Source organism: Aliiroseovarius pelagivivens, from assembly GCF_900302485.1.
In the GTDB taxonomy this organism is placed as follows: Bacteria; Pseudomonadota; Alphaproteobacteria; order Rhodobacterales; family Rhodobacteraceae; genus Aliiroseovarius; species Aliiroseovarius pelagivivens.
On record NZ_OMOI01000001.1, the window covers coordinates 380650 to 404367 of the forward strand.

26 protein-coding genes are annotated in these 23718 nt (G+C 58.7%); 14 read left to right on the forward strand and 12 right to left on the reverse strand.

Translation table 11 applies throughout. From position 1 onward, the window contains the following. Nucleotides 1-41: 41 nt before the first annotated feature. Nucleotides 42-575 carry an SH3 domain-containing protein gene (locus ALP8811_RS01875; protein ID WP_370738865.1) on the reverse strand — a complete coding sequence of 178 codons (534 nt, stop codon included), beginning with the start codon at nucleotides 573-575 and terminating at the stop codon, nucleotides 42-44. A gap of 134 nt (nucleotides 576-709) precedes the next feature. On the opposite strand from ALP8811_RS01875, the gene ALP8811_RS01880 reads away from it, so the two are divergent. From ALP8811_RS01880 to ALP8811_RS01900, 5 genes are all read left to right on the forward strand, one after another. After that, a complete protein-coding gene (locus ALP8811_RS01880) occupies nucleotides 710-1696 on the forward strand; it encodes a 2-hydroxyacid dehydrogenase (protein WP_108855499.1) in 987 nt (328 codons plus the stop codon). Nucleotides 1697-1702: 6 nt separating this feature from the next. Further along, a complete protein-coding gene (locus tag ALP8811_RS01885; RefSeq protein ID WP_108855500.1) occupies nucleotides 1703-2236 on the forward strand; it encodes a hypothetical protein in 534 nt (177 codons plus the stop codon). Between the two features lies 1 nt (nucleotide 2237). Continuing rightward, nucleotides 2238-2894, forward strand: a complete 657-nt coding sequence (locus tag ALP8811_RS01890; protein ID WP_108855501.1) for a hypothetical protein — start codon at nucleotides 2238-2240, stop codon at nucleotides 2892-2894. A gap of 109 nt (nucleotides 2895-3003) precedes the next feature. Continuing rightward, complete coding sequence (locus ALP8811_RS01895) at nucleotides 3004-5508, forward strand: GcvT family protein (RefSeq protein WP_108855502.1); 2505 nt, start codon at nucleotides 3004-3006, stop codon at nucleotides 5506-5508. A 78-nt stretch (nucleotides 5509-5586) separates the two neighbouring features. Next, nucleotides 5587-5952 carry a GFA family protein gene (locus tag ALP8811_RS01900; RefSeq protein WP_108855503.1) on the forward strand — a complete coding sequence of 122 codons (366 nt, stop codon included), beginning with the start codon at nucleotides 5587-5589 and terminating at the stop codon, nucleotides 5950-5952. A gap of 31 nt (nucleotides 5953-5983) precedes the next feature. Here the strand turns inward: ALP8811_RS01900 and ALP8811_RS01905 are convergent, their stop codons facing one another. From ALP8811_RS01905 to ALP8811_RS01920, 4 genes are all read right to left on the reverse strand, one after another. After that, nucleotides 5984-6580: a DUF937 domain-containing protein gene (locus ALP8811_RS01905; RefSeq protein WP_108855504.1), complete on the reverse strand. Its 597-nt coding sequence runs from the start codon at nucleotides 6578-6580 to the stop codon at nucleotides 5984-5986. A 106-nt stretch (nucleotides 6581-6686) separates the two neighbouring features. After that, the gene (locus ALP8811_RS01910) at nucleotides 6687-7769 is read right to left on the reverse strand and encodes a DUF1513 domain-containing protein (protein ID WP_181363669.1); all 1083 of its coding nucleotides are present in this window, start codon (nucleotides 7767-7769) and stop codon (nucleotides 6687-6689) included. A gap of 4 nt (nucleotides 7770-7773) precedes the next feature. Beyond that, complete coding sequence (locus ALP8811_RS01915; RefSeq protein ID WP_108855506.1) at nucleotides 7774-8796, reverse strand: imelysin family protein; 1023 nt, start codon at nucleotides 8794-8796, stop codon at nucleotides 7774-7776. Then, nucleotides 8796-10283 carry a di-heme oxidoreductase family protein gene (locus tag ALP8811_RS01920; RefSeq protein WP_108855507.1) on the reverse strand — a complete coding sequence of 496 codons (1488 nt, stop codon included), beginning with the start codon at nucleotides 10281-10283 and terminating at the stop codon, nucleotides 8796-8798. The genes ALP8811_RS01915 and ALP8811_RS01920 overlap by 1 nt, the downstream gene beginning before the upstream one ends. A gap of 173 nt (nucleotides 10284-10456) precedes the next feature. Between ALP8811_RS01920 and ALP8811_RS01925 the strand changes: the two genes are divergently transcribed. Genes ALP8811_RS01925 through ALP8811_RS01935 form a run of 4 tightly spaced genes read left to right on the forward strand, consistent with a single transcriptional unit; the run spans nucleotide 10457 to nucleotide 14216 of the window. Then, nucleotides 10457-10861 carry an SxtJ family membrane protein gene (locus ALP8811_RS01925; protein WP_108855508.1) on the forward strand — a complete coding sequence of 135 codons (405 nt, stop codon included), beginning with the start codon at nucleotides 10457-10459 and terminating at the stop codon, nucleotides 10859-10861. A gap of 32 nt (nucleotides 10862-10893) precedes the next feature. Next, nucleotides 10894-11043, forward strand: a complete 150-nt coding sequence (locus ALP8811_RS16285; RefSeq protein WP_181363670.1) for a DUF5989 family protein — start codon at nucleotides 10894-10896, stop codon at nucleotides 11041-11043. A gap of 7 nt (nucleotides 11044-11050) precedes the next feature. Next, the gene (locus ALP8811_RS01930) at nucleotides 11051-12886 is read left to right on the forward strand and encodes a carbamoyltransferase family protein (protein ID WP_108855509.1); all 1836 of its coding nucleotides are present in this window, start codon (nucleotides 11051-11053) and stop codon (nucleotides 12884-12886) included. Between the two features lie 34 nt (nucleotides 12887-12920). Beyond that, nucleotides 12921-14216, forward strand: coding sequence for a GDSL-type esterase/lipase family protein (locus ALP8811_RS01935; RefSeq protein WP_108855510.1), 1296 nt, complete (start codon nucleotides 12921-12923; stop codon nucleotides 14214-14216). Between the two features lie 4 nt (nucleotides 14217-14220). On the opposite strand, the gene trxC is transcribed toward ALP8811_RS01935, so the two are convergent. Both trxC and ALP8811_RS01945 read right to left on the reverse strand, forming a co-directional pair. Continuing rightward, on the reverse strand, nucleotides 14221-14661 hold the full coding sequence (trxC, locus tag ALP8811_RS01940; RefSeq protein WP_108855511.1) for a thioredoxin TrxC: 441 nt from the start codon (nucleotides 14659-14661) through the stop codon (nucleotides 14221-14223). Between the two features lie 60 nt (nucleotides 14662-14721). Continuing rightward, nucleotides 14722-15147, reverse strand: coding sequence for an Lrp/AsnC family transcriptional regulator (locus ALP8811_RS01945; protein ID WP_108857383.1), 426 nt, complete (start codon nucleotides 15145-15147; stop codon nucleotides 14722-14724). Between the two features lie 128 nt (nucleotides 15148-15275). Between ALP8811_RS01945 and ctlX the strand changes: the two genes are divergently transcribed. From ctlX to ocd, 3 genes are read left to right on the forward strand one after another with little or no spacing between them, the layout of a single operon-like run. Then, nucleotides 15276-16226, forward strand: coding sequence for a citrulline utilization hydrolase CtlX (ctlX, locus tag ALP8811_RS01950; protein WP_108855512.1), 951 nt, complete (start codon nucleotides 15276-15278; stop codon nucleotides 16224-16226). Further along, complete coding sequence (gene rocF / locus ALP8811_RS01955; RefSeq protein WP_108855513.1) at nucleotides 16223-17152, forward strand: arginase; 930 nt, start codon at nucleotides 16223-16225, stop codon at nucleotides 17150-17152. Before ctlX ends, rocF begins: the two co-directional genes overlap by 4 nt. 11 nt (nucleotides 17153-17163) lie before the next feature. Further along, nucleotides 17164-18213, forward strand: coding sequence for an ornithine cyclodeaminase (ocd, locus tag ALP8811_RS01960; RefSeq protein WP_108855514.1), 1050 nt, complete (start codon nucleotides 17164-17166; stop codon nucleotides 18211-18213). Nucleotides 18214-18273: 60 nt separating this feature from the next. On the opposite strand, the gene gcvH is transcribed toward ocd, so the two are convergent. After that, nucleotides 18274-18633: a glycine cleavage system protein GcvH gene (gcvH, locus tag ALP8811_RS01965; protein ID WP_108855515.1), complete on the reverse strand. Its 360-nt coding sequence runs from the start codon at nucleotides 18631-18633 to the stop codon at nucleotides 18274-18276. A 95-nt stretch (nucleotides 18634-18728) separates the two neighbouring features. Here gcvH and ALP8811_RS01970 point away from each other — a divergent pair, with 95 nt between their 5' ends. Then, complete coding sequence (locus ALP8811_RS01970) at nucleotides 18729-19349, forward strand: gamma-glutamylcyclotransferase family protein (protein WP_108855516.1); 621 nt, start codon at nucleotides 18729-18731, stop codon at nucleotides 19347-19349. Here the strand turns inward: ALP8811_RS01970 and ALP8811_RS01975 are convergent. The 3 genes from ALP8811_RS01975 to gltX form a co-directional block, all read right to left on the reverse strand. Further along, complete coding sequence (locus ALP8811_RS01975; protein WP_108855517.1) at nucleotides 19278-20678, reverse strand: MATE family efflux transporter; 1401 nt, start codon at nucleotides 20676-20678, stop codon at nucleotides 19278-19280. The genes ALP8811_RS01970 and ALP8811_RS01975 overlap by 72 nt on opposite strands. Before the next feature lie 125 nt (nucleotides 20679-20803). Then, nucleotides 20804-21343, reverse strand: a complete 540-nt coding sequence (locus ALP8811_RS01980) for a hypothetical protein (RefSeq protein ID WP_108855518.1) — start codon at nucleotides 21341-21343, stop codon at nucleotides 20804-20806. Nucleotides 21344-21403: 60 nt separating this feature from the next. Further along, nucleotides 21404-22729 (reverse strand): glutamate--tRNA ligase, encoded by a 1326-nt coding sequence (gltX, locus tag ALP8811_RS01985; protein ID WP_108855519.1) that lies wholly within the window; start codon nucleotides 22727-22729, stop codon nucleotides 21404-21406. 61 nt (nucleotides 22730-22790) lie between these two features. On the opposite strand from gltX, the gene ALP8811_RS01990 reads away from it, so the two are divergent. Next, nucleotides 22791-23189, forward strand: coding sequence for a metallopeptidase family protein (locus tag ALP8811_RS01990; protein WP_108855520.1), 399 nt, complete (start codon nucleotides 22791-22793; stop codon nucleotides 23187-23189). 7 nt (nucleotides 23190-23196) lie between these two features. On the opposite strand, the gene ALP8811_RS01995 is transcribed toward ALP8811_RS01990, so the two are convergent. After that, a complete protein-coding gene (locus tag ALP8811_RS01995) occupies nucleotides 23197-23625 on the reverse strand; it encodes a DUF1801 domain-containing protein (RefSeq protein WP_108855521.1) in 429 nt (142 codons plus the stop codon). Nucleotides 23626-23718 lie beyond the last annotated feature (93 nt).

The window sequence follows — 23718 nt, forward strand, 5'->3', positions numbered from 1 at the left end:
CTGGGCTAGCTCACAGGGGCTGGGGGCGCAAGTTTTGGTGGCTATTTGATCTCTTCATCCGGGCCAACGCCCCAGATCATTTCTTTCGTGGTCCAGCCTCGAATGCCGTCGGCTTTCAGGCGGCACCAAACCGGTCCGCAGCTTTCGATCCGCGCAATCACGCCAGCTTCCAGATAGGCGTTGATCTGGCTTTCCGGGTCCGCGCGGCTGTAAAGCGGCATCAGATCCTGATCCACAATCGCCGTACGTGCGCCGGACAGAAGCGAGTAATGGACCCAGCCGCCAACGCCGTCACGGTCTTGTACCTGCCGCCAGTGCTCGAACTCTCCAATGACGCGCAGTGGCATCCCGCGCTGCTTGTACACCCAGTCGATCCGATGGCGCAGCGAAGGGCCACGGCGCACGTTGCCTTCGGACCCTTTCAAAGACACAAAACGCGGAATCGGCAGGTTGGTGACCGCACCGCGTTCCACGCGGGTCCCGGGTTCTGCATCAGTCTGTGCATAACTGATCTGCACAGTCAGAACTGCAGCCAATATGGATGCCGCAAAACGGATGCCAAATCGATTCTTCACGCCGATCTCCTGCTGCTCGACACCGTCCGCGCAATTTTATTTCGTCTGCGATCCGGAGAGAGCTTGTACCTTGCCTCGTTCCTTGTCACTTTGTCAGGGACACGCGCAAAAGAAAACCCGCAGGGAGAGCTGGCATGAGTGCTGAACGTCTAAGTGTTGTCGTGACGCGACGGTTGCCCGAGGTTGTCGAGACCCGGATGATGGAATTGTTCGATGTCGAGCTTCGGGACGATGACCGACCGATGAGCCAGGCCGAGCTTGCAGACGCGATGAAGCGTTGCGATGTGCTGGTCCCAACAATTAATGACAGGATTGATGCCAATATGCTGGCAGGTGCGGGCGAACGCTTGCGCCTGATCGCCAACTATGGCGCAGGTGTGGACCACATTGATGTCGGTTCCGCGCGTCAGCGAGGCATTTTGGTGTCCAATACGCCGGGCGTATCTGCCGATGACACAGCGGACATGGCCATTGCCCTGATTCTTGCCGTCACCCGTCGCTTCCCGGAAGGTATCCGCACTATGGCCTCGGGCGAATGGCAGGGCTGGTCGCCGACCGCCTTGCTGGGGCACCGCATTCAGGGTCGCCGAGTGGGTATTCTGGGTATGGGCCGCATCGGTCAGGCCGTCGCTGCCCGTGCGCGCGCTTTTGGCATGCAAGTCCACTATCACAACCGTCGACGTCTGCATCCGCAGATCGAAGAGCAGTACGAGGCGACCTTTTGGGAAAGCCTTGACCAGATGGTCGCACGGATGGACGTCATCTCGATCAACTGTCCGCACACGCCGTCGACCTTCCACCTGATGAACGCGCGCCGCCTGAAGCTGATGAAGCCAGAAGCGGTGATCGTGAACACCTCGCGTGGCGAAGTGATCGACGAAAACGCACTGACCCGCATGCTGCGCGCAGGCGAAATCTCCGGTGCCGGTCTGGACGTTTACGAGCACGGGAATGAAATCAATCCCCGCCTGCGTGATCTGCCCAACGTGGTTGCTTTGCCGCATATGGGCTCGGCGACTTTTGAAGGGCGCATCGAGATGGGCGAGAAGGTTCTGATCAACATCAAGACCTTCGCCGACGGCCACCGTCCGCCCGATCAGGTCGTGCCCGGAATGCTCTGATCTGCCATGCGCCGCCTTCTGGCCCTTCCCATAATGATTGGCTTTGCCTGTGTGCTGGCCGGGGTCTATGGCGTTGTACACAACCAGATCAGTTTTACAGTCGGGCCGGACTATTTCTATGCGCTGAAGTTTCCGCAGTTCCGTATCCCTGAGCTTTTGCAAAGCCGCGTTGGCGCGGCCTATGTCGGCTGGCAAGCCAGCTGGTGGATGGGGTTGGTGATCGGCATTCCGATTGCAGTCATGTCTTTGGGCATCCCGTCCCCCAAACAGGCGCGGCGCGTGTTTCTTCAGGCAGCAGTGCTGGTGGTTGCAATCACGCTTGCGCTGGGATTGGTCAGCTTGGCCTTTGATCCGCCGATGGAGCATATTCCGGTGCCCACTGCTGCCAAGGATCCGATCGGATACGGGCGCGCAGCGATGCTGCATGACACTTCGTATACGGCGGGGATGATCGGGTTGGTGGTCGGGCTGATCTATGTTGGCGCGCAAGTGCGCGCAGCACGTCGGAAAGCTTTCGAGGCGCCCTCTGAGGGGCAATAGCATGCTGAAACACGTCGCCCTTGTCGTCTTGGTCTGTCTAGCTGCATGCTCGCGGCCCCTGTCCGAGAACGAGGTTCAGATGTCGCAGACCTTGTTTGGCGATACTCTCGATACCAGCAAGGTCCGCTTGCGTGCCGGGGTCGGTGCTCTGCCACTTCCGAATCCCGATCCGATTCCAGAAGACGTTGCGAAGGCCGCACCGCGGGACATTCCAAAAACCGTGTGCGATCGCGTGCCCCAACCCGATCAAAAATGGACCTACCCGGCGGGATTCGTTCTGTGGAATCAGATCTACCTGAAGCGCGAGTTTTATCGCGATGATATGTTCGACGGCTGGCCCGAAAGCCTGCCCATGCCACACGCGCTTCTGATGGCGCACGAGCTCGTGCATGTCTGGCAGTGGCAAAACCGCGACCGCACGGGATATACGCCTTTCAAATCAGGGGCCGAGAGCTTTCAGCCGGGTGATCCCTATTACTGGCCGGGACGCGAGCCCGGCGCCTATCTGTCCTACAATTTCGAAGCGCAGGCGGCTTTGGTCGAAGACTATATGTGCATGACGCTGTTCGTCCCCGATCATCCGCGCCGCAAAGAGCTTGAAGCTTTGATCGCGCCGGTGATCCCTGTGGGCCAACTTGCGGATGCGCTGGGGCGTTGATTCCGGCAGGTATGTCGTTTTCAATCTGTGTAAGGTCGGGCAGGTTCGGACCTTGGCCCCGCCTTTCGGCATCTATGATGCAACAGATTTTTCCCAAGGGAGTCGCCCCATGAAAACCAATGTAAAAGCGCTTGTCGTCGGCGGTGGTGCCGTCGGTACGTCGATCGCCTATCACCTGGCCAAAGCTGGCTGGGATGATGTGATGCTGATCGAGCGTGACGAGCTGACCTCGGGCTCGACCTGGCATGCTGCCGGTCTTCTGCCGCTGTTCAACATGTCCTACGCGACGACCCACATCCACGACTACTCGGTCAAGTTCTACAAAGAGCTTGAGGCCGAAACCGGTCTGAACGCGGGCTTCGCCGTTGTGGGCAATCTGCGCATGGCGCAGACCGACGAGCGTATGGACGAATACCAGCTGTACGCCTCGACCGCAGATACCGTCGGCATCAACTACGAATTCCTGTCCCCGGATCAGATCAAAGAGCGTTGGCCTCTGATTGAAACCTCGGACCTGAAGGGCGCGCTCTATCACACCGAAGACGGCTATATTAACCCGGCAGACGTAACGCAGGCGATGGCCAAAGGCGCCCGTCAGCGCGGCGTTGAGATCGTGCGTAAAATGCAGGCGGACGACTTCCACTGGACCGGTACCCACTGGGAAGTCACCTGCACCAAGATGGTGGAAAAAGGCGGCAACCTGATCGAGAGCGACGAGAAGGTGGTGATCACCGCCGAACACGTCGTGACTGCCTCGGGCAACCACGCACAGCGCACCGCCAAGATGCTGGGCATCAAGATGCCCGCCATTCCGGTCGAGCACACCTTCATCGTCATGGATAAAGACCCCGAGCTGGTCAAATGGCGCGAAGCTGGCAACCCCGAGCACCCCGTTGTGCGCGACGCCGACAACGAGAGCTACGCCCGTGAAGAGCGTGGCGGCTGGATCCTTGGCATCTACGAACGCGGCGCACCGGCCCGCTTTGAACACGGCGTACCGGACAGCTTCCGCGCCGACCTGTTCCCGCTGGATCTGGACCGCATCGCGGATCAGTACATGGCGATGGCCGAGCGCGTGCCGTCCTGTGCCGAAAGCGGCCTGAAAGACGATTTCAACGGCCCGATCTGCTATACCCCAGACGGTAACCCGCTGGTTGGCCCGGCCCCCGGCCTGCGCAACATGTGGCTGGCAGAAGGCTTTAGCTTCGGGATCACCGCCGCTGGCGGCACCGGCTATTACCTTGCTCAGATGATGGTCGATGGCGAAGCCGAAATCGACATGGCATCGCTGGACCCCAAGCGTTACTCGTCGAACTGGATGACCACCGAGTTCGCCGCGCGCAAGAACGAAGAGTGCTACGAGCACGTCTATATCCTGCACCACCCGGACGAAGAGCGCCCTGCGGCACGCCCGCTGCGCACATCGCCTGCCTTTGATCGCCAGAAAGAAAAAGGCGCACAGTTCGGCTGGGTCAACGGTTGGGAACGTCCGAACTACTACGGCCCGCTTGATGCGCCCTCGAACTTTGACGAACAGACCCGCTCGTTCCGTCGCGGTGGTTGGTGGCAATATGCCGTGGATGAAGCGAAAGCTGTGCGTGAAGGCGTTGGCCTGATCGACGCAACCGCGTTCACCAAGCACGTCGTCAAAGGCCCCGGTGCGACCCAGTTCCTTGACTGGTTCACCTGTAACAAACTGCCGCGCGTTGGTCGGATCAATCTGACCTATGCGCTGACTTCCGCAGGCACCACCCGCACCGAATACACCATCGTGCGCAATGGCGAGAACAACTACTACCTCGTCTCTGCCGGTGCATGGACCGAGTATGACGCCGACTTCCTGAGTAAGGCGGCCGAGGACAAGATGGACGAGTTCGGCTATATCGAGATCCAGGACGTGACCACTCAGTGGGGCGTCTTCGCCATCGCAGGCCCGAAATCGCGTGATGTTCTGAAAGAGATCATCGTTGATGCAGACCCGGAAAACGCGCTGACCAACAAAGCGTTCCCGTGGCTGTCGGCCAAGCAGATCGAACTGGGCATGTGCCCGGTCAACGCGATCCGTGTGGCCTATACCGGCGAGCTGGGTTGGGAACTTCACCACCCGATTGAGATGCAAAACTATCTGTGGGATCTGCTGGTAAACGCTGGCGAAAAGCACGGCATGAAGCTGGTTGGCGCCCGTGCGCAAAACTGGCTGCGTCAGGAGAAATCCTATCGTGCATTTGGCACCGAGCTGGGCCGCGACGCGACCCCAGCCGAGGCCGATCTGCCGCGCTTTATCGATCTTGAGAAAGATTTCCACGGTAAGGACGCCATGGTGGCAACCGGTGTGCGCTCGAAATGCTGCACGCTTCTGATCGACGGTCCGGATGATGCCGACCCGTGGGGCCGCGAGGCGCTGTTCTTGGATGGCAAGAAAGTGGGTCGTCTGACCTCGGGTGGCTACTCGGTCGCGTTCGAGAAGTCGATCGGCATGGGCTATCTGCCGCCGGAGCTTACTGTGCCGGGTACAAAGCTGAAGGTCAAAATCATGGGCGCGCTTTATGACGCTGAGGTCACCGTGGACAGCCCCTATGATCCGAAAAACGAAACGATCCGCGTGAACGGCTGATCAGTTCGGAACACTTGGAAAGGCCTCGCGATTGCGGGGCCTTTTTCTTTGTGCAAGTGTCGGGGCCGGAGGTCCCATATGTCAGAGAAAATTCAAGGCGCGTGTCACTGCGGTGCTGTCACGTTTGAAGTGAGCCAACCAAAATTTGTGGTGTCCTGCAATTGTTCGATGTGCCGCCGCTATGGCGCGCTGTGGGCCCATTGCCCGCCGAATGAAGGCGCGATCCTGACCGGGCAGGATCACACCAAGATCTATAGTTGGGGCGATCACATGATCGATTTCCACGCCTGCAAGACATGTGGTTGCATCACCCACTGGGGGCCGGGGGAAAATGCGGACCAAGACCGGTTTGCGGTCAACCTGCGCATGGCACCGCTTGAGGTGATGAACGCGCTGACTGTCCGCCACTTTGACGGGGCGGACAGTTGGGAGTTTTTGGACTAAGCATTTGGGGCAGATCGGTGCCCCAGCTGCTTTACTTCGTCAGCTTTGCCATGATGTCGTCCACCACGGACCCATCACCATCCGCATCCAGAAGCGAGGTCAGCGCCGACAAATCCGGCCCGCCCTCTTTTCCGCCGCCCAGAAGGCCGCCGACAAGACCCATCAGCCCGCCGCCAGCGCCTTGCGACTGCACCGCTTGCAGCGCGTCAATGGACGCGTCGGGAACCTGCTTTTGCAGACCGCCTTGGGCCATGGCGCCAAGTGCGGGAAGGAAGGCCATGATTTGGCTCATGTCGATCCCGGTGCGCTCAGCCGCTTGTTCAGCCAGCGCGTTGGTGCCGTTGTCGCCCAACAGGCCGTTCAGAAAACTTGCGCCTTGTGCTGCGCCTTCTGGGCTGGCGGCCTGAGCCGCGTCGTCAAACATTCCGGCCTGCGCTTCGCCTTTCAGCGCGCCCAAAATGGATTCCAGCCCACCGCTTTCGGCCTGCTGTTTGGCAGCTTTTCCGATCACGGGGGCCAATAGGTTCGTCAGGTCACCGGCTTGGGCTTGGTCCAAACCGACCTTTTCGGCCAAAGCCGACAGGCCCTGACCGTTCTGAGCTTGTTGAAGAAGTTGCAAAAGGGACATGTCGTTCTCCTTGTAAAAGTTGCGGTCAGAATGGCGTGAGAGCCGAAGTCGCATAAGGGGAAAGAGGATGGTTTCGTAACCACCCGTATCCGATGCACGGTGTCGATCAGGTGGACGAGATGGGAACCAGATGATTGTCCCATGACCAGTCACCGGCGACGGGGATCAGCTTTTCAATCCCGTTTTTGCGATGCAAAAGCCCACCGTCGCGGGTGATCATCAGCCCTCCGGATGGGGATCGCGCGACGCCGGCTGCGGTCCCATGACGGGCAGATCCGTTTGGCGTTCCATCGGCGTTGAAAAACAGCACGTGACTGCCTTTGGGGCCGGTCACGGCAATCTCTCCGCTTTCGATGCAAGTGGCGATGGACCCGGCATAGTGCTTCAGGTGCTGCGCGTCCGGATGAGGCAGGAAGCTTGGGGCTGTGCCTCGCGCGTGGCGCAGGACCAGCGGCACTTGGCGGGTGGGCGACCCTTGCCATTGCAATGCGGCGACCACGTTGCCCCGATGATCCAGCGCGATGTGACGGATTGAATTCTGGTGCATGCCACCCGTCAGCGCGACCTGCTCGGTGATCGCGCCGTGTGTGTCCAGATAGGTCAGATTGGTTTGCATGGTCGGCAGGTTCAGTTTGGCGCGACCCATGTCGGGATGGGTTTGAATGCCGCCATTTGCGACGACCAGCCCTCCGTCCTGCAGGGTTAGAACCTCATGCGGGCCGATGCCGCCGGATGTGATCTCTCCGATGCGCTTATATCCATCGGCGGCGTCCCAGATGCCCAATACACCCGCCGGTGCGTCATAGTCGTTTTCCGTGGTGAACAGCAGAGCACCATCAGGTGAAAAAGCCCCGTGGCCATAGAAATGCCGCCCGTCGGGACTGTCCAAACGGGCGATCTCGGAGCCAGTGGTGCAATCAATGATGACGGCAAACCGTCCCGGGCGGCGGGCAAACGCCACGGCTTCGGGCCGGGTGGGGTGCAGAGCCGCGGCGTGACCGCGTCCGGGGATCGGGATCTGAAAGCGTACGTCCGCCGCAACACTCAGCCCCACAAGCCATGTCGAGTTGTCTGGTTTGTTCCCAGCGGTCACAAAATCCGGTGCGCCCGCGTCGGCCCAAACCGGAAGGGGCAGGGTGGCTGTGCTAAGCCCGGCCAACACTTTGCCAAAGAAATCGCGGCGTTGCATCGGATCAGTCCCCGTCGCCTGCGCTGAAACCGGATTGAACGCCCAGATTCGGGCTAAACTCCTCGTCCACATGCGTTTTCAGATAGTCGAGTTTGGACATGATGCCTTCGATCCGAACGCGCATCAGAGGGTCCTCGACGGCCACGGCCAGAGGTGCCCCAATGGCGTCAATCCGGGCTTGCAGTTCCTTAAGGGTTTTGACCGCTTCAACGCGCGCGGGTTCTGAGATTGCTTCGGCAAAGCCATGATCAATGAGGACAATTATACCCTCGAGCTGCGCAATCATGATCTGGTTGGTTAGCCCGGAACGCCATGCCTCAGCCCGTTTCGGAAAGGCGCGCGCATACGTGCCAAGCGGGCGTCCAAGGCGGTGGTCATTCAGCCGCAGGATCGAAAAATCAATCGCCGTAAGGGCCTGTTTGGTAAATTCGCCGCCCGACAGATAAACCGGATTGTCTGGTCCCGCCCCACGCACCAGATCAGCCCAGCCGTCTGCCGCGAACCAGCCGTCATAGAGGCTTTGAGATATATGGGCCAGATTTCCGGTGATGCCGACAAGTGACGGGCACGTGGGTAGGTCTTCAAACAACAGACGCTCGATGGCCGGCAGCCCCTGCAAAGCGGCGGACGAGCTTGCGACGACGGCCGGGTCACCCTGTTCCGCCTCGGGCCGTTTCAGGTGCTGGTACAGGGCGCGCCCCGTGAAATTCTTCTTGTCAGGGAAGAAGTTCACAGTCAGGGCTGCCGCCTGTTGTTCGATGGGGCCAAACTGATAGGCGTCCAGCGGCGCCCAAGCCAGCCAAGTCGCTTCCAGCGCATCGAGCACCGGGTCGCGGGCACCGCCGTCACAAAGATCCGTCGCAGTCTGCGCAAGTGTGGCGCTTTCATTCCGAAATGCACTGAACTGGTTTTCGATCACGGCCAGAACGCGGTCCGAAATTTCGGAATGATCCACGGGATGTGCAGTCTGTGCGGTTAGAATGTGAGCAGGCAGCAAGCAGCTGGCAACAAATGAGAATAGACGCATCAGAGTGACTCCAGAAATGTAATCAACGCGGCACGATCGGGCGCATCCATCCTGCGCACGGTTTCGCGTGCGCTGAAGGCTTCTCCGCCATGCCACAAGATGGCTTCAAGTAATGTGCGGGCGCGCCCGTCGTGAAGAAAACTGGTCTGGCCGCTAACCTCGGCAGTCAGGCCGATGCCCCACAAAGGCGGCGTGCGCCACTCTTGTCCCGAAGCTTGCCACTCGGGGCGCTGATCCGCCAGATCCTCCCCCATGTCGTGCAACAACATGTCGCTATAGGGCCAGATCAGTTGGAACGAGCGTGCAGGATCGCTGGGCAGGCGATGGGTGACAAAGGCGGGCGTATGGCAGGCGGTGCAGCCTGAATGGTGGAACAGTTCCTTGCCGTGCAGAACCTGTGGCTCGTTCGCGTTGTGGCGGGCGGGCGGGGCCAGTGCGGCGACATAGGTGGTCAGCAGGTCGAGTGCTTTGTCACCCAGTTCAACCCTGTCCTGAGCCTCGGTCCCGCCGTGGCGTTCATCGCGGCAATCGGTTTGCGCCTTCGTGCAGTCGCCCCAATGGGCCGGGAAGAGGGTCGAGGACAGGCCGATATCCCCGTTTGCCGCGTCGGCAGATTGCTGGCGCAGGGTCGGGTTGCCTGCCTTGTGGCCGAAACGGCCCAGCATGGGGCGGTCGAACTCGCGCGACCAGACCACATTGGGGCGGCCCGAGATTCCATCACCATCCACATCGTTGGGGTCGGCCAGCGCCAGAATGTCAGCCTCTGGGATGGCTTCCAACAGACCCAGTCCAATCATCTGCGGCGCGATCCGTGGTGAAGTCATAGTACCCTCTGCCAGATCGCCTTGGGTGCCGTCCTGAACCGAATACCGCGGGGCGCGGAGGGTGATGATAGCCCCATCGCCAAGCGTGACAGGCCTGTCCTTATAGGTGATGCCTAGCTTCCCCTCGGCCTGATGGCCCGAGATCGCGCGGTCTTGCAATTGGAACCCATAGTTCGGTTCGGGCTGCATCCCATCTCCGGGGATGGACAGTCGAAGCACCAAGCCGGTGTGCTCATCCGGGCCGACCACCATGCCCCGACCGTCTTGCACATGACAGGCCGAACAGGCGCGCGTGTTATAGAGCGGTCCAAGTCCATCTGAAGAAATCGTCGAGGCCGGAGCCTGCACCCAGAACTTCTCGAACAAGGCCTCGCCCAATGCGAAATCCAGCTTTTGATCTGCGGGAAGGTTGGGGAATGGCGTGGAAAACAGTGCGCGCGTTTGTGGGTCTATCTGCGTGGCCGCCCCGGCGCTACGGGGCTCGAACGTGTTTGGGACCGAGAAATCGCTGGGCGGTGCAAGGACGGTCTGGATGCGCACACGTTCGGCTTCGGTGCGGGGTGTTAGGGTCAGGTGCGGCTCGCCCCAGGGGCCAAGATCATCCGCCAAAGTGGGTGTGCCGGCTGTTATCGTCAATGCCACAAGGAATGCCGCAACGCGCATCGAATCCGCTCCTATTTCGCAGACGTTCTAGGAGGTCATGAAGGTGAGGTAAAGTAGTTGACTAAAATACTCTGACTTTAGGTGCGAGAGGCGGGTAAAACACATCTTCGAGTGGGATTTTGCTATTTCAAAGAAATGGTTTACGCTCGATCCAGATTACGAGGCAATTTTTTATGTCTGAACATATTTCGAAAACAAACGTGACCATGGGGTCCGATAAGAGCTTTGGCTTGGTCTTTGGGGGAGCCACCGGGCTAATCACCTTGTATTTGCTGATCCGAGGTGGGTCTTATTGGCCGATCACCGCGTTGCTGGCTGTTGGCTTTTTTGCGTTGGCGTTTGTCCGCCCCGCGCTTCTGAATCCGCTGAACAAGTTGTGGTTCAGATTCGGCCTTCTGCTGCATTCGATCATCTCGCCGGTGGTGATGTTTCTGGTCTTTGTGATTGCTTTCGTACCGATCGCGTTGGTTTTCCGGCTGAAGGGCACTGATCCCTTGGAGCGGCAGCTCGATCGTTCGGCACAGACATATTGGAAGCCTCGGACAACCAAACCGGAGAGTATGTCCCGGCAGTATTAACGCAGATTGTTTCAATGGGTGGAGGGGAAACAATGTCATTTTTAGGAGAGCTTTGGTCGTTCTTGCGGGCCAGAAAGAAGTTTTGGCTGGCGCCGGTTTTTCTGATCCTTGTGATCTTCGGGGGCTTGATCGTGCTGAGCCAAGGCTCGGCGATTGCACCGTTCCTGTATCCTCTGTTCTAGGAGTAGCATGACGTATATCCTTGGCATCTCGGGGCTTTATCACGACAGTGCTGCGGCCCTGATCCGTGATGGCGACATTTTGGCGGCGGCGCAGGAAGAGCGGTTTACACGACAAAAACACGACGCGCGGTTTCCCGAAAGCGCGATACGGTACGTGTTGGACGAGGCGGGCATCAGCCTGTCCGACGTCGATCACGTGGCGTTCTACGACAAGCCTTTCTTGAAGTTCGAACGGCTGTTGGAAACCTATGTGGCGACCGCCCCAAGGGGGTTTGCCTCGTTCCGCGTTGCGATGCCAATCTGGCTGAAGGAAAAGCTGTTTTTGCGCCGCTTCTTGGTGAAAGAGCTGCAAAAACTGTCACCTGATTTCGACATGTCACAGCTTTTGTTTTCCGAGCACCATATCAGCCACGCAGCCAGCGCGTACTATCCGTCTCCGTTTGACGAAGCGGTGGTGTTGACCATTGATGGCGTGGGCGAATGGGCGACGACAACTTTGGGCATCGGACGCGGAAGCGAACTGGAGATCCTGAAGGAAATCCATTTTCCGCATTCCTTGGGCCTGCTGTACTCGGCCTTCACCCACTACGCCGGGTTCAAGGTGAACTCGGGCGAATACAAGGTGATGGGATTGGCGCCTTATGGCGTGCCGCAGTACAAGGATCTGATCCTCGAGACGCTGGTGGATGTGAAAGAGGATGGGTCGTTCAAGCTGGACCAGACCTATTTCAACTATACCGCCGGTCTGACGATGACCAACAACGCCTTTGCCAAGGTGTTTGGCGAACCCCATCGTGCGCCAGAAACCGACCAGCTGACGCAGTTCCACATGGACATCGCGGCCTCGATCCAAGCGGTCACGGAAGAAATTGTCCTGCGCATGACCCGTGCGGCGGCGAAGGAATACGGGATCGACAACCTGTGCATGGCGGGCGGTGTCGCGCTGAACTGCGTGGCAAACGGCAAGATCCTGCGTGACGGCGCATTCAAGCGGCTGTGGGTTCAACCCGCCGCAGGGGACGCCGGCGGGGCTGTCGGAACGGCTCTGGCCGCGTGGCATCAGGAACTTGGCGAGCCCAGCCTGTCCCATGAAGGGGATCGGATGAAGGGGTCCTATCTTGGACCGTCCTACGACACGGACCAGATCTGTGCCGAATTGGACAAGCTGGGCGCGGTCTATACCAAAATGTCCCAAGACGAGATGATCGCAGAAACCGCCGCTGCCATTGCCAATGGAAAGGCTGTTGGATGGTTTCAGGGACGGATGGAGTTCGGGCCGCGTGCCTTGGGTGGGCGGTCGATCCTTGGCGATCCAAGGTCGTCCGAGATGCAGAAAACCCTGAACCTAAAGGTGAAATACCGCGAAAGCTTCCGACCCTTCGCCCCATCCGTTTTGCGTGAAGATGTCAGTGACTGGTTCCAGCTAGAGGACGACAGCCCCTATATGCTGATCGTCGCGGATGTGGCTGAAGAGCACAAAAAACCCATGAGCGCCGAGGAAGAGGCGCTCTTTGGGATCGACAAGCTGAACGTCCCGCGGTCCGAGATTCCAGCGGTCACGCACGTGGATTACTCGGCACGCGTTCAGACGGTTCATGCCGAGACCAACCCGCTCTATCACCAGTTGATTTCGCGGTTCAAACAGCTAACCGGGTGCCCGGTCGTGGTGAATACCTCGTTCAATGTGCGGGGCGAGCCGATTGTTTGTACGCCCGAGGATGCGTTTCGCTGCTTCATGGGGACCGAGATGGATGTGTTGGCCATCGGCAATGTGATCCTGCGAAAGCCCGTTCAGGATCCCGCGCTGAAAGAGGACTACACATCGAAATACGAGCTGGATTGAGGATGCGCAGGTGTGAAGGAAAAGGTGTCTTGATATGATTACGCGGATTGGATCAGTTCTGTGCATCATGGTCGCAGGGTATTTTCTGGCGACCGCAGGCTACGCCCTGATGAACGCGTCAAGCTATGCGGTGGGGACGGCGCGAGTGATGCGCTATGTGATTGCACCGGGCGCCATTGGACTGATTTTTCTGCTGGTTGCGCTTTTTGTAAAAAGCGACCGGAGACTTCTGATTGGGATCTATGCTTTTTCAACCTTGGTTGCGCTGTTTGCATTCGAGGCTTTTCTGACATGGCGGTCCATTCAGGGGTCGATTGGGCTTGCTGGGTTTATCCAAGGCGAAGACACCTCGTATGAACGCTATCAGCAGACCCTTCCGCCGACCTACACGCTGAAGGCGCTGAACCGTGATCTGGGCGTGCCCAGCCTGGCCGAGATGCAGATGGGTGCCATCCCAGGGAAAGAGGTGCTGTTGTGCACACGGGACGGGCAGCCGGTTTCCTATGTCGCGGATCGTTATGGGTTGAGGAACCCGGACGACGTGCATGACGCGCCGGTCGAACTGTTGCTTCTGGGCGATTCCTTCACTGAAGGCATTTGCCTTCCCGAGGGCGAGGACATTGCCAGCCAAATCCGCGCCGAAGAACCTGCCATGGTGAACACTGGGACGCGCGGGGCTGGGCCGCTCTACGAACTTGCTGTGCTGCGCCGTTGGGGCATGAAGCTACGTCCTGAACACACCGTCATCTTTTTCTTCGAAGGAAATGATTGGCAGAATATCAAGAAAGAGCTGACGTTTCCTTTTCTAACCGACGCGCTGGATCCGTCGAAGCCTGTGGGGCCTGTGGCCAGCGCCGTGAACAGTCCCGACGCCATCAACCAGATCTTGGACGGTTGGTGGGGCGAACAAAGCCAATCGCTTGAAGGGTTTCTGGGCCGCAGATCGTGGCGCCGCAACTTTTTTGCCCTCCAGCAATCGGCATTGGTGATGGGAATTCACTATCCCAAGGCCACAGTGGAGAAACCGGAATACCTACAGATTCTGCACGCAGCCCGTTCAACGGTGGATCAGTGGGAAGGCAAGCTGACGCTGGTCTATATCCCACAGGTGGACCGTTTCGTGGGCCTGTTGCCCAGTGCCTCGGTCTATGATGAGTTGCGCAATCGAGTGCGGAACGCAGCAGATCAGGCAGGGTTAGATTTTGTCGATCTGGTGCCGTTGATCGAGGCCCAGAAATCGCCCAGATCCGCATATGCAGCGGATTCACATTTCAATGCATTGGGCGCACGTCTGGCCGCTGAAGCGGTTTTGGCGCACCTGGGCAAATAGCGGGTTACAGACGCGCCTTCGACCGCACAAATTTTTCGATGGCGGGGGCGGGAATGGCGCCTGCTTGGCGGGCAACTTCTTTGCCATTCTGAAACAGGATCAACGCCGGAATGCCGCGAATGCCAAACTTGCGCGAGACATTGGGATGGTCTTCCGTGTTGATCTTGGCAAAGCGGGCATGCGGTGCAATCGAACGTGCAGCCTGTTCGAAAGCAGGGGCCATCATCCGGCAAGGCCCGCACCACGGTGCCCAGAAATCCACCAGAAGCGGGGTATCGTCATTGCGCTGGGCTTTGGCCAGTGTGGCTGGATCCAGTTGACGTACCTTGCCGTCATTCAGCTTGGATCCGCAGGTCCCGCATTTTGGCCCCGCCGACAATTTGTCTTTCGGTACGCGATTCACGGCACTGCATTCCAGGCAGGTCACTTTCAGGGCATTGGACATGACGGGCTCCATTAATATTCTGTAATTTGCATATGTGATCTGTGTGCTTGCGGGTCAAGATCAAACGGTGCTGAGAAGAATGCTGGTTTCGCTATTGGTGATCCCCTCGACCACACGCACCTCGCGCAGGACGCGGTCAAAATCCGTCAGGCTGTCTGCGGTCAGCTGTGCGACCAGATCCCATTTGCCATTTGTGGAATGCAGCGATCGCAGCTGGGGCAGGCCGCGCAGACGTTTGATCACGGCCGTGGTCGACCGGCCCGAAACCTCGATCATCATGATGGCGTGCACCCCGTCTGGTCCGTGATCCTCGCGGGCACGGATGGTGAACCCAAGCACGGCACCACTGTCCTGAAGCCGGTCCAGCCGGGACTGTACTGTGGCGCGCGAGACGCCAAGGATCGTGGCCAGTTTCGAGATCGGTGCGCGTCCGTCTTCTCGTAGGATGGCAATCAGCTCGCGGTCGAGGTCGTCAAAGATATGCATAGCAATATGATAGATAATACTTATCAGATTGTCAAAAATCATAGACTTGAATGATCAATAGTATCCTAGTTTATAAAATATTGAGATTGTTAAACTGTTCAGAACACCCACCATGAACAAAGCCAATCATGCCCCAGACATCGCTTCAGGCACCGGATGCCGTCATTATGATCCGCCCACGCAATTTCCAGCCAAACACGGAAACGGCGCAAGATAATGGGTTTCAGACCTTAGCCGTCGACGCTTCGGCGCACGACCTTTCCAAGCGTGCGTATGACGAAGTGACAGGCATGGTCGAAGCGCTGCGCGGCGAAGGGATCGAGGTGAACTTGTTCGAAGATCCCCGTGATGATCGCCCTGATGCGGTCTTTCCAAACAACTGGTTTTCGACCCACCCTGGCGGCCATGTGGCGGTCTATCCGATGTATTCCCAGAACCGCCGGATCGAACGCCGCCAAGACGTGCTTGAGATGCTCAAGGCACGTTATCGCGTACAAGACATCATCGACTATTCGGGGCTAGAGCAGGATGATCTGTTTCTGGAAGGCACCGGTGCGATGGTGCTGGATCACGTGGAGCGCGTCGCCTATGCCGCGCGTTCGAAACGCACCAGCGAGGTGCTGCTGGAGAGGTTCTGCACCCATTTCAACTATGAACCGATGGTGTTTGACGCCCATGATGCAGACGGGGTGCCGATCTATCACACCAACGTGCTGATGTGCATCGGGACGGATGTGGCGCTGATCGGGTTGGACACAATCCTTGATACCGCGCGGCGCGAAGTTGTGCGCGATCGGCTTGCGCATGGTGGGCGGGAAGTGATCGCTTTGACGCAAAAACAGGTCGCCGATTTTGCAGGAAATGCCATTGAATTGCAGGGCAGGGACGGGCGCGTCTTGGCGATGTCGTCGCGGGCAATGGCGGCGCTTGCGCCTGAACAGCGTTGGCGCATCGAAGCCCACCTGAAAATCCTGCCATTGGATATTCCGACCTTAGAAATGGCAGGTGGATCGGTGCGCTGTACGATCGCAGGTATCCACCTAAGCCCACGCCCCAGAGTAGTAGGAGCTGCAGCATGACAAACATTCATCTTCTTGGCGTTCCAATGGAGGAAGGCGCCGGACGCCGCGGTTGTATCATGGGCCCTGCTGCCTATCGGACGGCTGGGCTGGCCGAGGAACTGGCGGCATTGGGTCATAGTGTTACAGATCTGGGCGATGCGCAGCCCGAGGCGACTGGCCCTATCGAAACTGAATATACCCACCTGAAATTCCTGCCGGAAGTGGCCGGTTGGACGCGCAGCTTGCACGCACACGCCCACGCGTTGTCGCAGCAGGATGTGCTTCCGATCTACATGGGTGGTGATCACGCGCTGGCGCTGGGCACGGTCACAGGGCACGTGGCAGCGGCGGCCGAGTTGGGGCGCCCTCAATACGTGCTGTGGCTGGATGCGCATTCGGATTTCAACACGCCCGCTAGCTCTCCCAGTGGAAACATCCACGGGATGCCGATGGCGTTTGCCTGTGGTCTGGGCGGCTTCCCCGATCTTCTGGGCAAGCCTTTGCCTGCGAAATTGGACCCGACAAAGCTGTGCATGATCGGGCTGCGCTCGGTTGATCGCGAGGAACGTGATCTTCTGCAAAGCTCGGGCGTGCAGGCCCATGACATGCGTGCGATTGACGAACATGGCGTGGCACGCATTCTTCGCCCGTTTTTGGATGAAGTAGCACAGTCGAATGGGCTGCTTCACGTGAGCCTCGACGTCGACTTCATCGAACCCGACATTGCCCCCGCTGTTGGCACCACCGTCCCCGGTGGCGCGACTTTCCGCGAGGCGCATCTGATCATGGAGATGCTGCATGACACCGGCCTAGTAACCTCGCTTGATCTGGTAGAACTGAACCCCTTCCTTGACGAACGTGGCCGCACCGCGCGTCTGATGGTCGACCTGACGGCAAGCCTGTTTGGACGCCGTGTGCTCGACCGTTTCACCACCAGCTATTAAGGAGCGCCCCCATGCCGCCTCTTCCTTCCGAACTTGCCTATGTTCCCTTTGTATCGGTCGAACACATGATGGGCTTGGTCCATCATATCGGCATCGAAACCGTCCTGCGCGAGCTGGCGGACGAGATTGAAGCCGACTTCAAACGGTGGGAACTTTTCGACAAGACGCCCCGCGTCGCCAGCCACTCGGATGTGGGTGTGATCGAACTGATGCCGACCTCGGACGGCGAGATGTATGGCTTCAAGTATGTGAACGGCCACCCGAAGAACACCAAGGAAGGTCTGCAAACGGTCACGGCCTTTGGGCTGCTGGCAGATGTGAACTCGGGCTATCCGAAGCTTCTGTCGGAAATGACCGTGCTGACCGCGCTGCGGACTGCGGCGACCAGCGCGATGGTGGCAAAGCATCTGGCGCCGAAGGGATCGACCACCATGGCGATGATCGGCAATGGTGCGCAGTCAGAATTTCAGTGTCTGGCGTTCAAGGCGATCTGCGGGATCGACACGGTACGGCTTTTCGACATCGACCCGGCGGCCACGGCGAAGGCCGCGCGCAATCTGACGGGGCATGGGCTGAATGTTGTGTCCTGCAAGACCGGCGAAGAAAGCATGGAAGGTGCGCAGATCATCACGACCTGCACCGCCGACAAGCAATATGCCACGATCCTGACCGACAATATGATCGGCGAGGGCGTGCACATCAACGCCATCGGTGGCGACTGCCCCGGCAAGACCGAGCTGCACCGCGACATCCTGCTGCGCTCGGACATCTTCGTGGAATACCCCGAACAAACCTGGGTCGAGGGCGAGATCCAGCAGTTGGATGAAGGCCACCCGATCACCGAGATGTGGCAGGTGATCACCGGTCAGGCAAAGGGGCGGACATCGGATAAACAGATTACGCTGTTTGACAGCGTGGGCTTCGCGATCGAGGACTTCTCGGCCCTGCGCTATGTCTCGAAGGCGATCGAGGGGACGGCCTATTTCACCCGGCTCGACATGCTGGCAGACCCGGATGATCCGCGTGACCTGTTCGGGATGCTGGAACGGTCGAAGGACTGATATGAGAAAAGGGGCGCGTACCAATCCGGTCCGCGCCCCTTCTTGTTCAATGCGAAGCGATCAGGCGATGAATTTCTTATAGGCCGCTTCATCCATGTAGTCGTCCAGCACGCTGGTGTCGGATGCTTTGATCTTGAACAGCCACGCGTCGCCTTCGGGGTCGTCGTTGACCTTGCCCGGTTCGTCCACCATGGTCTCGTTCACTTCGGCGATCTCGCCATCTAGCGGGCTCAGGATGTCGGACGCGGCTTTCACGCTTTCGATCACGACGATTTCGTCATCTTTCGAGACCGTGTCGCCAGCCTCGGGCAGTTCCAGAAAAACCACGTCGCCCAACTGCTCGGCCGCGTGGGCGGTGATGCCCACAACATAGACGCCATCTTCTTCGCGCAGCCATTCGTGTTCTTCGGTGTAATACATTCGGTGTCTCCTGCTGGTTTGATCTGACCGTATCGCCGCCCGCGCGCGGCGGCAAGAGCTTGTATCCCACCGCATGCGGGTGCAGTCTGCGCCCTATGAGCACCCTTGCGAATGACCCGCATTTCTTCGGCTATGGTTCCTTGGTGAACCGTCAGACCCACAGCTATGACAACCCGCGCGCCGCGCGTGTGACGGGCTGGCATCGGGCGTGGCGAAGGTCTCCGCATCGGGCGCTGTGTTACCTGACAGCGGTGCCGGACAGCGCGGACTATATCGAGGGGCTGATTGCTTCGGTCCCGGATGCGGATTGGGCGGCTTTGGATGAACGCGAGCGCGCTTATGCGCGGGTGCAGTTGGGCTCAGAGATCCGCCATGAGGGTGGTGATCTGGACGTGGCGATCTATGCAATCGCGCCTGGCGAGCATCACGCGCCGACGGATGATAACCCGGTGCTACTTAGCTATCTGGATGTGGTTGTTCAGGGCTATTTCCGCGAGTTCGGTCTGGACGGCGTCACCCATTTCTTCGAAACGACCGAGGGCTGGAACGCACCCATTTTGAACGACCGCGCAGACCCAATCTATCCGCGCGCACAGGTTCTGAGTGCGGAAGAGACGGCGCTGGTGGACGAAGGTCTCTCGCGCTTATCGGCGGTTGTGAAAGAGCGAGATGAGACGGGTCTGTCGCTGGTACGGATGCGTGGCACCGGGGCATAGTCCGGCCTCGGCTTTGTTCAGCACGCGGACGGACAGGATCATCGCAATCCCGGCAAAGGCCACGCCACCAATCGCTTGTCCGATCAACACGCCGGGCGCCCCCCAATAGGCCGCTCCGATCATGACCAATGGGATGGTGCCAAGGGTCTGACGACCCCAGTTCACCCACGTCGAATAGAACGGGTGTCCAAGGTTGTTGAAGCTGGCGTTGGTGACGAAAATCACGCCGTTGAAATACCATGCCAGCGCCAGCGGACCACAGAACAGGAAGACCAGTTCGCGGCTTAGGCCCTCGGCGTTGAACAGATCTGCGATGGGGCCGCGTGCCAGATACAGGAGCGCCGTGACCACCAGTGTCACCACCAAGACGAACAGCAGCCCGTCCCGGATGGATCCGCGCACTCGGTCCATCTTTCCGGCCCCAAAGTTCTGCCCGACAATCGGTCCGATGGCTCCGGACAGGGCAAAGATGGTCCCGAAGGCGACCGGGATCAGACGGCCAATAATGGCCATGCCCGCCACGGCGTCTTCCCCGAATTCAGCCATGGATCGAGTGACATAGGCCTGCCCCACGGGGGTTGCAAACTGGGTCAGAATGGCAGGCAGGGCGATGGTGGCGATGGCGGGGAAATCAACACTGAACTCAGCCCGCGTGGGACGATCCAGCCCGCCATAGTATTTGAAGATCGGATAGATCGACATGACGGCCACGGTCAGGCGGGCCGCGACCGAGGCCAGAGCTGCGCCGGTCAGGTCTAGATTGAACCCGAAGATCAGAATGGGGTCGAGGATCGCATTCACCACCCCCGCGCCGATGGTGGCCATCATGGCGCGACGGGCATCCCCGTGTGCGCGCAGGATCGCGCCGCCGACCATACCGGCGATCAGGATTGGAAGACTGGGAAGGATGATCCGCAGGTAAGATGTTGCAAGGTCCAGCGTGTCCCCCGACGCACCCAAAAGCGCGACAAGGTTGGGTGTGAAATACCAGACGACAGCCGCGAAGACCGCCCCGATGATCATGCCATAAAACAGGGCTGTGGCGGCTCTACGGCGGGCCGTTTGCGGCTCGCCTTCGCCCAACGCACGGGCGACAAGTGCACCTGCTGCGATGGACATCCCGATCCCGAAGGACGAAGTGAAAAACAAAAGCGCACCCGAGTATCCGACCGCCGCAGCCAGCTCGTCCCGGCCCAGCATCGAGATGAAGATCATGTCGACCAGATCGACCAGAAAGATCGCCATCAGCCCGACCGAGGATGTCAGCGACATCACCGTGATGTGCCTTAGCAGATTGCCTTCAAGGAATTTCGCCTGCGCCTCGGCCATAATCGTCACCTTACCTGTTCGCTGTCGATCAGCATGACCTAGAAAGATGGGCAGCGCCAGTGGGTGGAGTGCACAGGGTCTGTGCGAGGATGTGGGAAGAGATACGAGGGCCGTAGAACAGAGAACTATGAACGTAGGACGTTCTTATGTGATTGGTCGACAGCAAACCATGCTGACGCATCTACAGGTTCAGGCACCGGGTTCTCAACCATCAGAAAATGAAAAGAATACCCGTCGCGTTTCACTAATCTCTCGAGTCTAAGCGTCAAAGAGTTCTTGTCGTAGTCGACAACCGCACGATCTTCGAGTTCAGGTGCGCCAAGCCGATCACTAAGGATTTCAGCATCTTCGGTGCCTATGACGATGGTGTAGTCTTCAGATGACCATTCCTGAGCATCCAAACACTGGCCAGTGCAGGGCGTGCCTTCAATTGGAGAGTCTATCGAGATACGGAACTCCAAGTTTTCAATCTGAACTGGGCCAGAAACTGCAAGTACAAACGCAGTGCAGTTTTGCACGCTCATGCCCTTTGGAAGCTGTGGGTCGAACTTTTTCTTCACCACTGAAACAGAATTAGGTGAAATATTGACGCCAGAAACTTTCCCTTGCGCGCGGACGAGGCCGAGGTTTGTTTTTTCAGATTTTAGGCAAGTGATGCTAGGCATTTGGGAAACCCAGAATAGCACAAGATCGCCAATTAGGCGATCTTGCTCGTTTCGACGGACCTACCCCTTCGCGCGTACTACCTGCAACAGCGGCATCAGCGACGACATGTCCGGGCCGCGCTCCATGCCGGTGACGGCTTTGCGCAGTGGCATGAACAGACCTTTGCCTTTGCGACCGGTTGCCTCTTTCACGGCAGAGGTCCAGTTTGACCAGCTGTCGCCGTCATAGGGCGCGTCGGGCAGAAGCGTCATGGCTTCGGCGATGAAGTCCTTGTCCTCGTCGTCGATCAACGGCTCGGCACCATCACGGCACAGGACCCACCAACCTTCCAGATCGGCCAGCGTGGTGATGTTTTCGCGGGCGACGGACCAGAAGGCCTCGGCCATTTCACCGGGCACGCCAATTTCGTCCAGCTTTGCGGAAACGGCATCCACAGGCAGGGCCGCAAGATAGCGTGCGGTCAGCGGGAACAGGTCTTGGACATCAAACTTGGTCGGGGCCGAGCCGAAGGTCGACAGATCGAAGCCTTCGATGATCTCGTCCAGCGAGCTGCGCAGCTCGACCGGTTGCGATGATCCCAAACGCGCCAGCAGGCTCAGCAGCGCCATCGGCTGCACGCCCTGTTCGCGCAGGTCGCGGATGGCCAGCGTGCCAAGACGCTTGGACAGAGCCTCGCCCTGCGGGCCGGTCAGAAGCGAATGGTGTGCAAAGCTGGGGACAGCGCCGCCCAATGCTTCGATAATCTGAATTTGCGTGCCGGTGTTGGTCACGTGATCCGAGCCGCGCACCACGTTGGTGATGCCGAAGTCGATGTCGTCACAGACCGAGGCCAGTGTATAGAGGAACTGCCCGTCGCCACGGATCAGTACAGGGTCAGACACGGAGGCCGCATCGATCGAGATGTCGCCCAGAATGCCGTCGGTCCAGTTAATCCGCTGATGATCCAGTTTGAAACGCCAGTGGCCCTGACCGCGTTCTTCACGCAGCTTGGACTTCTCGTCGTCTGACAGCGCCAGCGCCGAGCGGTCATAAACCGGCGGCTTGCCCATGTTCAGTTGTTTCTTACGCTTCAGGTCCAGCTCGGTCGGGGTCTCGAAACATTCATAGAACCGGCCCATGTCGCGCAGCTCTTGTGCGGCGGCTTCATAGCGGTCCAAACGATCCGACTGTTTTTCAACGCGATCCCAGGTCAGACCCAGCCATTCCAGATCTTCCATGATCGCGTCTGCATATTCCTGCTTCGAGCGTTCTGGATCTGTGTCATCCAAGCGCAGGATGAATTGGCCGCCTGATTTGGCAGCGATCAGATAGTTGAACAGCGCGGTACGCAGGTTGCCCACATGGATATATCCGGTGGGCGAGGGGGCGAAACGGGTGGTGGTCATAGGTTGATCTCCTTGGCGGTCCCTCTTTCATATTGGCCCGTCTTTGTCCATAATATTCCCTATGGAGAAGTCATCTGCACCCAGTTTGGCGCAGATCGAGCAAATGGCGTTAGACGCGCGTGCCCATCTGCCCGACCCGTTTGCCGAGCCCGCTTTGGACGTCGGGATCCAAGTGGCCGAGATTCCGGATGCCAGTGTGCTGGCCGATCACGACATAGCCGATCCCTATACGTTGACCGGGCTTTATGTCGGCGTCCCCATGACCGAGAAATCGGTTAGCGATCAGCCTTTGGCGATGGATGCAATCTGGCTGTTCCGACGGGCCATATTGGATGAATGGGCGGCACGCGGGAATGTGACCATGGCCGAGCTGGTCAACCATATTGTCGTGCACGAGTTCGCGCATCACTTCGGTTGGTCGGACGAGGATATCGCCGCGATTGACCGCTGGTGGGAATAGTCGTCGGTCAGGTCGGCTGGATGGGCCATTTCTTGTCGAGGTCCGCCAGCCCCGCGCGGATCAGCTCGGCCAGCACATCCAGATCGATGTCTGCCAACTTGTTCACATACAGGCAGGATTTGCCCATTTTGTGTTTTCCCAGACGCGCAAGGATATCGCCGAAGTCGGCGTATCCCGGCATGATATAGATCGAGTGGCGCGCCTTACGGGGTGAAAACCCGGTGGCCAGAAAATCGCCCTGCCGCCCGCTGTCATAGACATAGTGATACTGACCATAGCCGATGATCGATGGCCCCCACATGAGCGGTTTGTATCCGGTCACGCTTTGGAACAGTTGATCAAGCACCTTAGCGTCTTCTTGTTTTGACGCAGGTTCGACCGACGTGATGAAATTTTCAGCAGTTAGGTCGGTTGGTGTTGTTTTGTTCTGGGCCATGTCTTGCCGATCTTTTCACGATGACGTGACGCGCATCAATTCAGGATGAAATCCGAGTATAGTTCACCCTGTCGCATTAACAAAATCCAACAA

What these genes read in the sequence shown, in the direction of transcription:
- gltX (WP_108855519.1), bottom strand. Translation starts at nt 22,729, where the DNA reads ATGACCACCACCCGTTTCGCCCCCTCGCCCACCGGATATATCCATGTG.
- ALP8811_RS01910 (WP_181363669.1), bottom strand. Translation starts at nt 7,769, where the DNA reads ATGCAACGCCGCGATTTCTTTGGCAAAGTGTTGGCCGGGCTTAGCACA.
- ALP8811_RS01980 (WP_108855518.1), bottom strand. Translation starts at nt 21,343, where the DNA reads ATGCCTAGCATCACTTGCCTAAAATCTGAAAAAACAAACCTCGGCCTC.
- ALP8811_RS01905 (WP_108855504.1), bottom strand. Translation starts at nt 6,580, where the DNA reads ATGTCCCTTTTGCAACTTCTTCAACAAGCTCAGAACGGTCAGGGCCTG.
- ALP8811_RS01900 (WP_108855503.1), top strand. Translation starts at nt 5,587, where the DNA reads ATGTCAGAGAAAATTCAAGGCGCGTGTCACTGCGGTGCTGTCACGTTT.
- ALP8811_RS01930 (WP_108855509.1), top strand. Translation starts at nt 11,051, where the DNA reads ATGACGTATATCCTTGGCATCTCGGGGCTTTATCACGACAGTGCTGCG.
- rocF (WP_108855513.1), top strand. Translation starts at nt 16,223, where the DNA reads ATGACAAACATTCATCTTCTTGGCGTTCCAATGGAGGAAGGCGCCGGA.
- ALP8811_RS01915 (WP_108855506.1), bottom strand. Translation starts at nt 8,796, where the DNA reads ATGCGTCTATTCTCATTTGTTGCCAGCTGCTTGCTGCCTGCTCACATT.
- ALP8811_RS01995 (WP_108855521.1), bottom strand. Translation starts at nt 23,625, where the DNA reads ATGGCCCAGAACAAAACAACACCAACCGACCTAACTGCTGAAAATTTC.
- ALP8811_RS01880 (WP_108855499.1), top strand. Translation starts at nt 710, where the DNA reads ATGAGTGCTGAACGTCTAAGTGTTGTCGTGACGCGACGGTTGCCCGAG.
- ALP8811_RS01920 (WP_108855507.1), bottom strand. Translation starts at nt 10,283, where the DNA reads ATGCGCGTTGCGGCATTCCTTGTGGCATTGACGATAACAGCCGGCACA.
- ALP8811_RS01970 (WP_108855516.1), top strand. Translation starts at nt 18,729, where the DNA reads ATGAGCACCCTTGCGAATGACCCGCATTTCTTCGGCTATGGTTCCTTG.
- ALP8811_RS16285 (WP_181363670.1), top strand. Translation starts at nt 10,894, where the DNA reads ATGTCATTTTTAGGAGAGCTTTGGTCGTTCTTGCGGGCCAGAAAGAAG.
- ALP8811_RS01925 (WP_108855508.1), top strand. Translation starts at nt 10,457, where the DNA reads ATGTCTGAACATATTTCGAAAACAAACGTGACCATGGGGTCCGATAAG.
- trxC (WP_108855511.1), bottom strand. Translation starts at nt 14,661, where the DNA reads ATGTCCAATGCCCTGAAAGTGACCTGCCTGGAATGCAGTGCCGTGAAT.
- ALP8811_RS01890 (WP_108855501.1), top strand. Translation starts at nt 2,238, where the DNA reads ATGCTGAAACACGTCGCCCTTGTCGTCTTGGTCTGTCTAGCTGCATGC.
- ALP8811_RS01885 (WP_108855500.1), top strand. Translation starts at nt 1,703, where the DNA reads ATGCGCCGCCTTCTGGCCCTTCCCATAATGATTGGCTTTGCCTGTGTG.
- ALP8811_RS01895 (WP_108855502.1), top strand. Translation starts at nt 3,004, where the DNA reads ATGAAAACCAATGTAAAAGCGCTTGTCGTCGGCGGTGGTGCCGTCGGT.
- ctlX (WP_108855512.1), top strand. Translation starts at nt 15,276, where the DNA reads ATGCCCCAGACATCGCTTCAGGCACCGGATGCCGTCATTATGATCCGC.
- ALP8811_RS01975 (WP_108855517.1), bottom strand. Translation starts at nt 20,678, where the DNA reads ATGGCCGAGGCGCAGGCGAAATTCCTTGAAGGCAATCTGCTAAGGCAC.
- ocd (WP_108855514.1), top strand. Translation starts at nt 17,164, where the DNA reads ATGCCGCCTCTTCCTTCCGAACTTGCCTATGTTCCCTTTGTATCGGTC.
- ALP8811_RS01945 (WP_108857383.1), bottom strand. Translation starts at nt 15,147, where the DNA reads ATGCATATCTTTGACGACCTCGACCGCGAGCTGATTGCCATCCTACGA.
- gcvH (WP_108855515.1), bottom strand. Translation starts at nt 18,633, where the DNA reads ATGTATTACACCGAAGAACACGAATGGCTGCGCGAAGAAGATGGCGTC.
- ALP8811_RS01990 (WP_108855520.1), top strand. Translation starts at nt 22,791, where the DNA reads ATGGAGAAGTCATCTGCACCCAGTTTGGCGCAGATCGAGCAAATGGCG.
- ALP8811_RS01935 (WP_108855510.1), top strand. Translation starts at nt 12,921, where the DNA reads ATGATTACGCGGATTGGATCAGTTCTGTGCATCATGGTCGCAGGGTAT.